Here is a 14,068-nt window from a genome sequence, read left to right as displayed (position 1 = left end):
ACTTATTCCTTTGAAGGAAAAAGAGTTATATCTGGAATAAGCATGTACTTCACATCATCCGATTGGTGAGATGAAATTAGGATGCTAATGTGACTTTTATAAGAAGATAAGTAGCAGATATTAAGCAGATTACTAAGAAAAATCTCTAATGGCCGTCATTAGAAAAGTAAGGCCTAACGACAAATCTGGGTTGAAGTTGACCTCAATAACATATCAAGAAAAAACTAAACTCCAAAAATGTTTGTATATATCAAAAGAATTCACGACATTAGCATATGAAAGCTTTTTAACATGTATAATCTCAAAAAAACAAGAAAATGAGAAAATTCTTTTTGACAGTCTTATTGGCAGGAGCGTTTTCTATCGCAAACGCAGCCGATGTTACTGCAGTCACTTGTTCAACGCCTAACGGAGGAGAAACTCATGTAATGGTTTTTTGCACGGACGGCAGGAGTTGCGATTTCATCTTGAAAATACAGGGAGATGAGACAGATTACAACAATGTAATGAATCAAGTTATGCAAGCAGCAAAGAGATTCTGCGCTTCTAATTTTCCATGTTTTAAAGTGGGTCAAAATTTGAATGCAGAAGCTCCTCAGACATTAGAGTCCAAAGCATCTTCAAATCCCATTCCTAGCAGAAAAATTAAGTGATCATTGTAAGGGAGCCTCTATATATTCTCTATTCTCTAGAGGCTCCCCAACCCCCATAATATGAAAATCCAATGACGCTATTTCGCATTTTATTTTACATTTTACTTGCTACAGTTGGTATCTATTCCTCTTCTGCTCAGGAAATAACTTTGGAAGCTTTCAAAACAGATACTCTTGATAAAGTTTTCCTTGATAAATGCATTTATAGAGTATACTACCAAATTGAAATTAAGCAGGACAGCTTACAAAATATCCCTAATAGAGGATTAACACTGCTACAGATAGGATCAAAAACGAGTAAATTTATTGATTTCTATCAGCATTATACAGATTCCCTTAGAGATGAAACAGCAAGAAGAAAGAATCATTCTCTTGCCAAAAGTGAGGTGACAAATTTCCAGTACTCTCTATATTCCAAAATTATATTCCGAAACCAAGTATTTAGAAATTATCCCCAAAAGGACATCAATACAATAAGATTAGGAACTGAATTCGGTGAATATTTCACTTATGAAGAAATATCCCCACAGTTTAACTGGGAAATTTCACTGAATGAAGAAAAGAATATCAAAGGATATCGATGTAAAAAAGCTACATGCTCTTATAGAGGACGGATTTATCAGGCTTGGTATTCAGAAGATATTCCTATTCCTGTGGGGCCATATGTCTTTGGAGGCTTACCTGGCTTAATCATGGAGATTCGAGATTCTAATAATGAGTATGTTTTTGTTATAATGGCAGTCTTGTTGGTAAAAAATTATGACCCCATATATCGAGTGAATACACCTTATGAATTCCTTTATGAAAGAGATAAATCTTGGCATGAAATCAAGAAAAGTTATCAAAATCTACATTTTGAGATTGATGGAAAAATTCTTCAATCGGAAACACCATACAATCCGATTGAAAAGGATTAGTTTCTTTCATATATAGATCCTTAAAAGCCAGATTTCCCAGAGAGTTAGTTTTCATTAGTTCAAATTGATTCTTCGACCAAGGTCTCAGAAATGCCTTATAGTTTCATTTGAAGTTAAGTGAGCACACATTGATATCGTCTCTACCCAATTCCTTGTAGAAATTGCACAATAGGTTGTACACATCTCCAATATTTTTCCATCAAGACGAACATATTACCTAGATATCAGGGAATACTCTAACAAGAAAAACTTTATAGACTTTCTGTCTCTTTCGGCTAGACAAGGCTTAGTCTTCTTGTTGATTGCATAATAACAGAGAATACCAAATTTGCCAAGAATTATTTACTTATTACTCTTTACAATTGGGGATATAGACTTTGGAATTGCCCGAAAAGGTGGCTGAAAAAGTGGTCTTTCAAGATGTATTCTGCACAGATATTCTTCTATCCTTTTATTCGTAGGATTTTTTCAGTTTGTTATTTTCAATTTACCACTATATTTAGGCCGCAGAGCAATCGCATTTGAACCACTAATGTACATGATTGCTACGTTCAATTATCAGAACAACCATGAATTCATATGTCAGAGATTCAAATTCTATAGGGAAGAGACTAAAAATTTTCAAATGCAATCGCCCTGTTTCAGACCGATAGATTTCCTGCCACGCTGACAATTTTTCTTATTTTTGCACCTGCAACGGGGGGCTTAGCCTGCATTCCGAAGGATCGGCAGCATTTCGATAACCGCCCCCTACCCCTTTCGTCATCAATAAAAANACTGCAGACTTTCGCAACGGCATGTGTCTCGAAATAGAGGGACAGTACTACTTCATCGTCGAATTCCTTCACGTCAAGCCCGGCAAAGGCCCGGCTTTTGTCCGTACCAAACTCAAGAACGTCGCTACAGGACGTATCCTCGATAAGACCTGGAACAGCGGCGTCAAGGTCGAAGAAGTCAGAATAGAACGACGTCCCTATCAGTACCTCTATCAGGATGAGATGGGATACAACTTCATGCACCCCGAAACCTTCGAGCAGATCACCATACCCGGTGCGAGCATCGACGGCGTTCAGTTCCTCAAAGACGGCGATATGGTCGAAGCCATGGTACATGCCGCCAGCGAAACGGTACTCACCTGCGAACTGCCTCCGCACGTTAAGCTGCGTGTGACCTACACTGAGCCCGGACTCAAAGGCGACACCGCCACCAACACGCTGAAGCCCGCTACCGTGGAGACGGGAGCAGAAGTACGCGTACCCCTCTTCATTCAGGAGGGAGAAATCATCGAAGTCGATACCCGCGACGGTTCCTACATCGGTAGAGTAAAAGAATAAAAGACAAAAGGGAACCTCTCCCACACGACAAAAAGCAAAGCACCCGCCAAAGTTCCTGTCGAACTCCGAGCGGGTGCTTTGCTTTTTTATGCTTTCAAGAAAAGTTTCCTCGCTTTCTTTTCCCCATCGAACGGCTGACGATCTATATATAAAACGTTTTCGATTTATATATAAAATGAAAACGATTTATATATAAGTAGAAATCAATTTATATACAAATCGAAAATGCTTTATATATAAATCATTCGGACAAGTCCGAACAATCGGATTTCAGGCTCCTTTCCGAAAGCCGAGGGACTGCTTCAAAGCCTTTTGCCAACAAAGAAAAAAGTCGTTTTATATATAAAGCGTAAAGCACCCTTCGTTGTTGAAAACTTTTTCCCGCAAAACATTTGGACGATCGGATTCTTTACCCTTATCTTTGCAGTGCAAACAGAGAGAAGAGGATGGCGCCGAATCGATCTCTCGATTGCTATTATTAAATCAATGGACAGAAAAAGTACGCATTATTAAATTTTAATTCTTTCAATTATTATGTTATTCTTCAAAAGAAGACAATCCTGTATTGCCCACAAGGCAACAGGCAAGAAGCTCTGGTATCCGCAGACAGTCATCAACGGCAGCACTGCCTCCACCCTGCACATCGCAGAACAAATCTCAGAACTTTCGGGAGCCAGCCGAGGCGATGTATTCGGTATCCTGCGCGATTTGGGCATCGTCATGCGTAGGGAATTGGCTTCGGGCAAGAAGATCAAGCTCGACGGCATCGGCTGTTTCCGTCTCATTGCACAGGCCAAAGGATCGGGTGTGGAGAAGAAAGAGGACGTGAAAGCCTCCCAGTTCAACTCCGTTCGGGTCAATTTCAGGGCTGAGTGTCGGTACAATACAGTCACTCGCGAACGGGATTGTACGCTGATCGCTCCGGATCTGAAGTTTGCCGAGTACGGCAAGCCGGTTCCGACAGGAGCCTCATCCAATGCAGGCGGCACCGATACGGGTGGTGATAGCCCTCAAACCGGTGGTGGCGAGCAGGGATCAGGCGGAGGAGGACTCTAACCCAACTACTTCCACCAAGATACCAATAGATAGTCCACAAGACTAACAACCAACGAAGAGGGTGCGTCGATCCGAAAGATCCGGCGCACCCTTCTCACTATTCTTCCTTTCATGTTTTTTAATAGGCCTTTCCTTTTTCCTTCCTCCTAAAAATTCTACCTTTGCACAGCACCTCAGATTAGATGTCGAAATTAAACATTTTGATACATTTCAAGTATGAGGAACCGCACCATATACACAAGAAAAACGATCCTCATCGCGGAATAATGAAACTCTGTGAGACGTTGATAATATCCATCAAAAGAGATGAATAACATTAGGATTGCTATCATCGGTTTGGGATACGTAGGTCTCCCACTAGCTCGTCTATTTTCTACAAAATTTTCCACAATCGGCTTCGACATCAATCCAAGCCGTGTGGAAGAATTATTGTCAGGACATGACAGCACAGGGGAAATTGGAGATGGGTTATTACAAGAGGCCCTACTAAAAGGATTGCTTTGCACAGCAAAAATTGAGGATATTAGAGACTGTAACCTCTATATTGTAACAGTTCCTACCCCTATAGATCACAATCACACCCCCGACCTAAGGCCGCTTTTGGCAGCCAGCGAAACAATCGGAAAGGTAATCGACCGAGGAGATGTGGTGGTGTACGAAAGCACAGTATACCCGGGTGTAACCGAAGACGAATGTATTCCGATTATCGAGAAAGTTTCGGGTTTCAAATACAATGTGGACTTCTTTGCCGGATACAGCCCCGAACGAATTAATCCGGGGGATAAAGTTCACACAGTAGAGAACATAAAAAAAGTAACCTCCGGTTCTACTCCGGAAATAGCGGACTATGTGGATAGAGTATATAATACCGTGTTAGTCAATGGCACACACAAAGCGCCTTCGATAAAAGTTGCAGAGGCTTCAAAAATCATAGAAAATGCGCAACGAGATGTAAATATTGCATTTATGAACGAAATCGCGAAGATTTTCAATGCAATGGGAATTGATACTCACGAAGTATTAGAGGCTGCAGGCACAAAATGGAACTTTCTACCTTTTCAGCCGGGCTTGGTCGGTGGTCATTGTATTGGAGTAGATCCATATTACCTTATCCAGCGAGCACAAGTATTTGGTGTTTACCCCCAAATATTAATGTCGGCAAGAAGGCTGAATGACAGCATGGGTTCCTACGTGGCCATGCAGACTATCAAACAAATGAATAAGGCCGGCATCATGGTCAAAGATGCACACATTCTTATATTAGGATTCACATTCAAAGAAAACTGTCCGGATATCCGTAACACTAAAGTAACAGACATATACAGTACCCTCCAAGAATACACGAAAAATATTGTAGTACACGACCCTTGGGCAAATCCTTTTATAGCAGAGCAAGTATATGGGATAAAGGTTTGTAATGAATATCCTGAGGGGAAATTCGATGCTATTGTTATTGCTGTAGGTCATAGAGAGTTCTTTGCTATCGATCTCGAAAAATCATGCACAGCCAATACTGTTATCTACGACGTGAAAGGCATTCATCCCAAAGGAGAAAAATGCTATAAGTTGTAGTACGTTTATAAACTTTCATGAAGACACAAAAGCAAAGTCGCACAGATAATAGCATACAGAACACAAAAGTTTCTCTGTGCTATTTTCTTCTTATACTAGTGACTACTTTCTTTTCCCGTAAAGTTTTTATCGATTCCCTTGGAACCGAGGTATTGGGCTTGAATACAACAATCACAAATTTGCTCGGCCTTTTGAACCTATCAGAATTAGGGATTGGTACTGCCGTATCTTTTGCATTGTTCAAACCTCTGCTGGACAATAATCGAAAGGGTATCACCGAGATCGTATCAGTTCAGGGATGGCTATACAGGAATATCGCTATTTTGATCATCATCGTGGGAATGATTCTTATGCTTTTTTTTCCCTGGATATTTCAAAAAACAGATCTGCCGTTATGGTATGCCTATGCCACCTATATAGTCTTTCTAACCTCTTCTCTTTCGGGTTACTTCGTCAATTACAGACAGATTATCCTATCCGCGGATCAAAAGCAATACAAAATAACCTATATTACCAAAGGTCTAACCTTCCTCAAGCTTATTATCCAAATCCTGGTGCTATACTATTCGCCATGGAGCTATCAGGGCTGGTTAGTTGTCGAATTTGTATTTGCTTTCCTAATTGCAATCATGCTCGAATATTCCGTTCGAAAGACCTATCCTTGGCTGAAAACTTCTTTCCGGATCGGAAAAAGCGTATATAAGGAGCATGAAGTAATACTTACGAAGAGCAAACAACTGTTTTTCCACAAGGTTGCAGGGTATGTACTCAATCAGACCTCACCTCTGATCATCTATGCTTATACGACCCTAACACTTGTTGCCATCTATGGCAATTATATGCTGATAGTATCAGGGTTAATCTCTCTTCTGGTGGCCATTTTCAGTGGCATAATACCAACTTTAGGAAACCTTATCGCGGAAGGGAAACGAGAATCCATCCTAAAGGTTTTCGGAGAATATTTTGCCTGCCGTATGCTTATAGCAGGAGTCGTCACCTATTGTTTATGGATTGGAGGAAATAGTTTTATTGTTTTGTGGGTAGGTGCTGAATATCTTTTGGAAGAAATCCCATTTTTCCTGATCGTTGGCATTACATTCGCCAGCATTACGCGTATCAGCGATGATTTTTTGTCCGCTTATGGTCTTTTCAGAGATATATGGGCTCCTATTACAGAGGCTGCCCTCAATCTGGGATTGTCTATTTTATTAGGACTCTTTTTTTCTCTATCAGGCATCCTATCCGGAGTGCTTATCAGCCTAATACTCATTGTCCATATTTGGAAACCCTACTTCTTATGTAGAAATGGCTTGTCGATTCCCGTGAGGAAGTATTATCTCAAGTATCTATTTTACTGTGCAGTTATTCTATTATCAGGCTTTACAACTCATTGGCTGCTTGGCCCCGCTGATATACATGCAGGACTTTCATTCACCAAATGGGCGATATTTTTGCTGAAACATTTCCTCTTGTTCTTTCTCTTCGTGTACGCTATCACTTTTCTGTTAGACAAAGGCATGAAAGACTTTTCACAGCGTATATTTCATATAATCAAAAACAAACTGAGCTACATACATGAATAAAAATCCTATTTTATCCATTATTGTCCCTGTATATAAGGTAGAGCCTTACTTAGAAAAATGCATAAAAAGCATTATAGGGCAAGATTTTGAAGACTTCGAGCTAATTTTGGTCGATGATGGTTCACCGGACAGATGCGGCGCTGTTTGTGATGACTATGCCCTTAAGGATAACCGTATAAAAGTGATACATAAAGAAAACGGAGGGTTAAGCTCTGCCCGTAACACTGGTATTGAAGTTGCTAAAGGCTCTTTTTTGTCCTTTATCGATAGTGATGATTACGTATCATCTGACTTTTATGAAGCAAATATCAAGTATTTGCAGAATCACCCGGAGGTTGATATGGTAGTAATTCCGATATCTTTGGAAGAAGATAATACAGGCAAACAGAGGCCGTTCAAAGCTCACCTAAAACCTTGTATAAAAGAGGGGAAAGAATCTATTGTCGATTTTCTGTGGTCGAGACATTTTCTGCTGTTGCAATCGGCTATCTACAAGGCATCTATATGGGAAGAAATAAGATTTCCATTGGGCATGCTACACGAAGACTCCTACATTCTACCGGATTTAGCGGAAACAGTAAACCGAATAGGTATTTCTTCGATAGGAGTTCATTATTATTTGAAAAGGGAGGGTTCTATAACTGCAGCGAAAAGCGCGAAAAAATCGAGAGATATGATGAGTGTTGCTTTTCGGAATCTCGATTACCTCAAGCAATTTCCAAACACCTACATATACAATCATCGGCTGTTAGGATTCACGCATACACTCAGGACAATAAAATCGACGATACCTACAGGCGAATACGAAGAGTATATAACCCGAATTAAATCATATCCATTGAATAGAAAAACGATCCTACTCTCACATAAAGCAGGATACAAAGAGAAGCTTTTCGCTCTCTTATACGAATTCCTATTAAAATAAAATTCAAAATATGAAGTCTCCCTTTTTTTCTGTAGTGATACCTCTATACAACAAAGAAGAAACTATTTCTGAAACCATACACTCGGTATTATCTCAAACGTTTGATAACTTTGAAGTTATAGTAGTAAATGATGGGTCAAGAGATAACGGCCCTTCAGTTGTAGGGAAGATCCAAGATCCACGTATAATAATGGTTCATCAAGAAAACGCAGGAGTATCTGCAGCCCGTAATAAAGGAGTAGAAAGAGCTCTTGGAAAATACATTGCATTCCTCGATGGAGATGATAAATGGAAAAATAATCATCTTGAGGAATTATATATCTTAATTACTGAATACTCTGGACAAGCCAGCGTTTTCGTAACAAACTTCGTGCGTAGATTTCCTGATGGAGAAGTCTATGTCAATAGAAGAGATATAAAAAAGGGGATTGTACGGAACTACTTCAAAGCGACTATCAAAGCAAATGTGATACATACATCATGTGTCTGCATTGAAAAAAAGGTTTTATTGTCGATACAAGGGTTTAATGTAAACTATTCGATGGGCGAGGATCTGGATCTTTGGTACAGACTGGCACGAAAATATAGTGTAGCCTATACACCTGCTATCACATCTATATATGAGATCGGTACTCCCAATAACAGTTGTAGGCAACCTGTCAATTATAAAAAAGATGCAGCCCAAGAGGCTATGAAAGGAGTTTCTTGGAATATCTATGACATAGGATTGTCTGCAAAGAGATATGTATATTTCCTCATTAAAAGAGCCATTAAGTATAAGCCTCATGTGAGAAAACCAAGAAACCATAACTCAATGATCAAATAATGAATAGTGCTTTCTTATACACTTCGATAAGGGAAAGAGACAAAAAGAAAAATAGAATATTCTTTTTGCTTTCCTTATGTTTGCTAACGCTACAGTTTTATATATTCCCAAGTGGACAACCTCAACCGGCTCACGTCTTGGCCTTATTATTTATTTTAACAGTGTTTCTCAAAACACCTACATTTAAGACATTAAACGAAAAACCAATTACTTTATTTGCGGTTTACACTCTATATACTATTGTTATTAACACAATATACATCTTCATATATTCCGACGAAACATTCTTACCCAATATCCTGTATAATATTTTCAATTTTTTGATCTTTTTGTCGGCAGCTACTTTTTTCACACAAAAAGAGAAAGCACTTACGAAATATGTCAAGAAGCCTATTCTGATTTCTTTAATCCTCACTGTTTTTTTCTATGTTATTGGAATAGGTCGATACGATTTTTTCCCCAGATATAATGCTTTTTTCAATGATCCTAACCAAATGGCACACTGGGCTCTTTGTTGCTTTTCTATTCTATGCTTATTGGGGATAAACAATAAATGGTTAATAATAGGAGGTTTTTCACTGTTTGTGATTTGCATCAGTTCTTCTTCTCGATCTGCTTTATTGGGGCTATTTCCAATGTTCATTGGCTACCTTATATATATAAGAAAGAATATTAAGACAAAAAACAATTCTAAGTTCAACCTATTTATTTTCATTACATTTATATCTTTTATCGCAATTTTATCCTATTTACTTATAGAATCTAGGTTTTGGGAGAAATCAGATTCCATTTCTTTTATATTAGAGCGAACAGAAAGCACAGATACAAGTCAACAATTGGATGAAAGAGGCTATAATCTCTTTTTCCAATATCCTGAGTACTTACTTTTCGGATCCGGTCATGGGGGATTTAGCCGATTTAGTAGAACAGAGGAGATACATTCAAATTGGATGGGATTGCTCTTCTACTATGGGCTAATAGGATTTGTATTTTTTGTTTCGCATTTATTAATCATGCTAAAAAGACTCCCACTACATTTAATCCTTATTGCTGCAGGTCCATTATTATATGGCTTCTCTACATTTGGATTAAGGACGCCTGTGTTTTATTTTTACTTAGCGTCCTTATACTACGGTTATAAAAAAATAGAAAAAAAAATTCACTTTCAAGGCAGCTAAAAAGACTTCAATGAAAAAGGTTTTAAGAATCGTCACATCTTCGGTATCTTTCGATCTTCTCATAGGACAACTCCGATTCCTTTCAGAAAATGGGTTTGAAATAATTGGAGTTTCCGGAGAACCTGAAGATAAAGCAAAGAATACGGGCGAAAAAGAAGGTATTAGAACTATCCTGATAAAACACTTAGTGCGTCCTATAAACCCTACTAAAGACATCAAAGCTTTATTAGAGCTAATACGAGTTATCAAGGAAGAGAAGCCGTTTATCGTTCATGCAAATACACCTAAAGGCTCATTTTTAGGAATGCTTGCTGCCAAATTTTGTCGAGTTCCTCATCGCATTTACACGGTAACCGGTTTGAGGTTCGAAACTGCAACAGGCTTCTTTCGATGGCTACTTATCACGATGGAGCGAATTACCTGTGCTTGTGCTACTAAAGTTATTCCAGAAGGAGATGGCGTCGCTGCTACTCTACAAAGAGAGCGAATAACAAGTAAACCTTTAAAAAAAATTTTGAATGGAAGTATCAATGGTATAGATATAGAGTATTTTTCATTAACTGATTCCATAAAAAAAGAGGCGATACAGATAAGACAAGAAATTGGAGGGAAATTCATTTTCATTTTTGTTGGAAGAATTGTCCGAGACAAAGGCATCAAAGAACTTTTAGAAGCATTTCAACATCTTCAATCAGAGCATCCCGAATGTAAACTACTATTGGTTGGCAGACAAGAACCAGATCTAGATCCCATTTCGAAAGAAACGATCTTAATTATCAAAGATAATCAAGCGATATCTGAAATAGGATGGCAGGCTGACGTTCGTCCATGGTTAGCAGCATCCGATGCCCTAGTTTTTCCTAGTTACCGAGAAGGCTTCCCTAATGTGGTGATTCAGGCTTGTGCTATGTCTCTTCCATCTGTTGTAACAGATATAAATGGATGTAATGAAATTATTATAGAAGGAGAAAATGGGTATATTGTCCCAACACACAATACCCAAGCTTTGTATGAAGCAATGAGAAAATTAATCGAAAATACTTCTACTACGGTCAAGATGGCTCAGGAAGCTCGCCCTCTAATCTTAAATCGTTATGAGCAAAAAAACATTTGGGAAGCAATCTTATCAGAATATCAAAGACTAATTACATAGCAATTATAAGCAAAATGTACAAGAACGGAATTAAACGAATATTCGATTTTTGCCTCGCCTTGGTTGCGATCTTAGTATTATCTCCCGTCATATTGGTGGTATCTGTATGGCTATACATTGCTAATAATGGAGCAGACGTTTTCTTTATCCAGGAAAGACCCGGTAAGGGAGAGAGAATTTTTAAGTTATACAAGTTTAAGAGTATGACTGATGAAAAAGATGCAGAAGGGAATCTTTTGCCAGATAGTGTAAGGCTGACTAAAATAGGAAGATTCATTCGAAAAACATCTATTGATGAGCTACCTCAGCTTTTGAATGTATTAAAAGGAGATATGTCAATTATTGGCCCCAGACCTTTACTTGTTTCTTATTTACCTTATTACAATGAAAAAGAAAGACTACGCCATAGTATACGACCTGGCATTACAGGTTTAGCACAAGTTAAGGGACGTAATACTATAGCCTGGGACGATCGTTTACAACTTGATGTTTATTATGCTGAACACATTTCATTTTGCTTGGATATAAAGATTTTTTTTATGTCGTTTTATTGTGTTATGGCAAGTAAAAATGTTTCTGTAGAAACGAATCAAGTGGAAACAAATTTGAAAGAAGAACGAATGAAAAAAGATCATAATGTTTGATTAATACATTTATCATTTCAAAAAATGAATATACTTTTTACCTGTATTGGGCGTCGCAATTATTTGCTACATTATTTTAGAGAGTCTTTTTGTGGGGATGATAACATCATTGCAACAGACATGAGCTATACAGCTCCAGGTATGGCAGAAGCAGATATTCCAATTATAGTTCCATCTGTATATGATCAGGCTTATGTTCCTACTCTGATAGAGATCGTTAAATCCTATAATATACAAGCCATCATTTCTTTGAATGATCTGGAATTACCTATTTTATCTGCCAATAAAAATAATTTTGAAAAATTAGGATGTAAACTGTTGATTTCGGATGATCGTGTAATTGACTTGACTTTCGACAAGAATAAAACAGCTTGCTTTCTGAAATCTATCGGCTTAGAAACCCCGCTTACATTCACAAAAAAAGAGTTTTTCATGGAGGCATACAAACATGGTAACATCTCTTTCCCGATTGTTATAAAACCTCGTTGGGGAAGTGCTTCGATCGGCATAGAATTTCCACAGGAAGAAAAAGAGTTTGAACTTGTAGATACTCTTTCACGAATCAAACTACATCGCACGATTCTTTCCACTGCAAGTGCTAATGCTTTAGACGAAGCGATCCTATATCAAGAAATGATACAAGGGGAGGAATACGGAATGGATATCCTTAATGACTTTGAAGGCAACTATGTAGGTACTTTTGCTCGCAAGAAATTAAGCATGCGTGCGGGAGAAACAGACAAGGCAGAAACAGTTATAAACGAACAGCTTGAACATATTGGTCGCACAATCGCCGAAAATCTAAAACATATAGGCAACTTGGATTGTGATGTATTAGTTAAGGATGGGAAATACTATGTATTAGAGCTAAACGCCCGGTTTGGGGGAGGATATCCATTCTCTCACGAGGGAGGGGCAAAAGGCACCAGTTGCTATATGGCTTGGCTACGAGGCGAAAAAGATATTAGCAAATATCTACAATATCAAAATGGCCTTATATTTTCAAAATGTGATAGACTCATTGAAATTAAGAAAACACATGAATAAGGGACGTATTTGGCTCTCGCTGGCTGAGATGGGAGGTGAAGAGCTGCAGTATATCAAAGAAGCTTTCGAAACAAACTGGGTGGTACCTTTAGGGCCTAATGTTAATGGATTCGAGGCTGACCTGGAAGCCTATCTAAAAACAGAGAAGAAAAAAGTGGTAGCACTCAGTTCCGGCACGGCTGCTTTACATTTGGGACTCGTTATGCTGGGTGTAGAGCGAGGGGACGAGGTCATTTGTCAAAGCTTTACCTTCTCCGCTTCAGCAAACCCGATCATCTATCAGGGTGCAAATCCGGTGTTTGTCGACAGTGAGCCGGAGACTTGGAATATGGATCCCCAAGCCCTTCGGAAAACCATCGAGGACAGAATAGCGAAGACCGGCAAAAAGCCCAAAGCCATTATCCCCGTGCATTTGTATGGCATGCCGGCTAAAATGGATGAAATCACAGCCATCGCTAAAGAGTATCAGATTCCATTATTGGAAGATGCAGCCGAGGCTATAGGATCTCAATACAAGGGAGAATATTGCGGCACATTTGCTGAATACTCAGCCCTCTCATTCAATGGCAATAAAATGATAACGACCTCAGGTGGCGGAGCCTTGATCTGCCCCGACGAAGACTCAGCTAAGAGGGTGATGTTCTATGCTACACAGGCCAGGGACAACGCTCCTCACTACCAACATACTCACGTCGGATACAACTATCGAATGAGCAATATATGTGCAGGAATTGGCCGAGGACAAATGCACGTATTGGAGCATCATATTGCCAAACGCAGGAATAACCATAGGCGATACATGGAATTATTGGCCGACATCGAAGGTGTAACGGTCATGGATAATCCTTCGAAGGACTTTGACTCTAACTTTTGGCTCACCTGTATAGAAATCAATCCGGAAGAGGCAAGTTTTAGCAGAGAGGATGTACGTCTCGCCTTGGAAGCTGACAATATAGAGAGCCGCCCCCTTTGGAAACCAATGCACATGCAACCGGTATTCGCCGACTGCCCATTCTATGGCAACGGTACAAGCGAAAGACTGTTCGAGAACGGGCTCTGTCTGCCAAGCGGTACTCTACTACAGGAAAGAGACTTAGTACGGGTGTGTGAAGTGATCAGAAAACTGAGAAGAAAAAAGAAGTAACTACACCTAAGAAGATAGGCTCTATTGCCGAAAACC

General features: G+C 39.1%; 13 protein-coding genes. All 13 read left to right on the top strand.

Annotated features, from left to right (window positions below; translation table 11 throughout):
- Positions 1 to 317 precede the first annotated feature (317 nt).
- The 13 genes from HQ50_RS04200 to HQ50_RS04135 all read left to right on the top strand — a co-directional run bounded on the left by HQ50_RS04200 (position 318) and on the right by HQ50_RS04135 (position 14,032).
- Positions 318 to 653, top strand: a complete 336-nt coding sequence (locus tag HQ50_RS04200) for a hypothetical protein (RefSeq protein WP_039417854.1) — start codon at positions 318 to 320, stop codon at positions 651 to 653.
- Positions 654 to 724: 71 nt separating this feature from the next.
- Positions 725 to 1,570, top strand: a complete 846-nt coding sequence (locus HQ50_RS04195; protein ID WP_039428462.1) for a GLPGLI family protein — start codon at positions 725 to 727, stop codon at positions 1,568 to 1,570.
- 764 nt (positions 1,571 to 2,334) lie between these two features.
- Positions 2,335 to 2,904, top strand: coding sequence for an elongation factor P (efp, locus tag HQ50_RS04190; protein WP_255327686.1), 570 nt, complete (start codon positions 2,335 to 2,337; stop codon positions 2,902 to 2,904).
- A gap of 534 nt (positions 2,905 to 3,438) precedes the next feature.
- A complete protein-coding gene (locus tag HQ50_RS04180) occupies positions 3,439 to 3,960 on the top strand; it encodes an HU family DNA-binding protein (RefSeq protein ID WP_039428453.1) in 522 nt (173 codons plus the stop codon).
- Positions 3,961 to 4,266: 306 nt separating this feature from the next.
- Positions 4,267 to 5,532 carry a nucleotide sugar dehydrogenase gene (locus HQ50_RS04175; RefSeq protein WP_018966141.1) on the top strand — a complete coding sequence of 422 codons (1,266 nt, stop codon included), beginning with the start codon at positions 4,267 to 4,269 and terminating at the stop codon, positions 5,530 to 5,532.
- Between the two features lie 98 nt (positions 5,533 to 5,630).
- Entirely contained in the window at positions 5,631 to 7,115 is a 1,485-nt protein-coding gene (locus HQ50_RS04170; RefSeq protein WP_235285227.1) for a lipopolysaccharide biosynthesis protein, read from the top strand.
- On the top strand, positions 7,108 to 8,040 hold the full coding sequence (locus tag HQ50_RS04165; protein ID WP_052074889.1) for a glycosyltransferase family A protein: 933 nt from the start codon (positions 7,108 to 7,110) through the stop codon (positions 8,038 to 8,040). The genes HQ50_RS04170 and HQ50_RS04165 overlap by 8 nt, the downstream gene beginning before the upstream one ends.
- A gap of 10 nt (positions 8,041 to 8,050) precedes the next feature.
- On the top strand, positions 8,051 to 8,866 hold the full coding sequence (locus HQ50_RS04160) for a glycosyltransferase family 2 protein (protein WP_039417847.1): 816 nt from the start codon (positions 8,051 to 8,053) through the stop codon (positions 8,864 to 8,866).
- Entirely contained in the window at positions 8,866 to 10,044 is a 1,179-nt protein-coding gene (locus HQ50_RS04155; protein WP_039417846.1) for a hypothetical protein, read from the top strand. The genes HQ50_RS04160 and HQ50_RS04155 overlap by 1 nt, the downstream gene beginning before the upstream one ends.
- 10 nt (positions 10,045 to 10,054) lie before the next feature.
- On the top strand, positions 10,055 to 11,197 hold the full coding sequence (locus HQ50_RS04150) for a glycosyltransferase family 4 protein (RefSeq protein ID WP_018966075.1): 1,143 nt from the start codon (positions 10,055 to 10,057) through the stop codon (positions 11,195 to 11,197).
- Positions 11,198 to 11,211: 14 nt separating this feature from the next.
- Positions 11,212 to 11,841 carry a sugar transferase gene (locus tag HQ50_RS04145; RefSeq protein WP_039428448.1) on the top strand — a complete coding sequence of 210 codons (630 nt, stop codon included), beginning with the start codon at positions 11,212 to 11,214 and terminating at the stop codon, positions 11,839 to 11,841.
- A 24-nt stretch (positions 11,842 to 11,865) separates the two neighbouring features.
- Positions 11,866 to 12,888, top strand: coding sequence for an ATP-grasp domain-containing protein (locus HQ50_RS04140; protein ID WP_039417844.1), 1,023 nt, complete (start codon positions 11,866 to 11,868; stop codon positions 12,886 to 12,888).
- Positions 12,881 to 14,032, top strand: a complete 1,152-nt coding sequence (locus tag HQ50_RS04135) for a DegT/DnrJ/EryC1/StrS aminotransferase family protein (protein ID WP_039417842.1) — start codon at positions 12,881 to 12,883, stop codon at positions 14,030 to 14,032. The genes HQ50_RS04140 and HQ50_RS04135 overlap by 8 nt, the downstream gene beginning before the upstream one ends.
- The last annotated feature ends 36 nt before the right edge of the window (positions 14,033 to 14,068 follow it).

Source organism: Porphyromonas sp. COT-052 OH4946 (assembly GCF_000765965.1).
Classification (GTDB): domain Bacteria; phylum Bacteroidota; class Bacteroidia; order Bacteroidales; family Porphyromonadaceae; genus Porphyromonas; species Porphyromonas gulae.
This window is presented reverse-complemented; position numbering and strand designations above follow the sequence as displayed.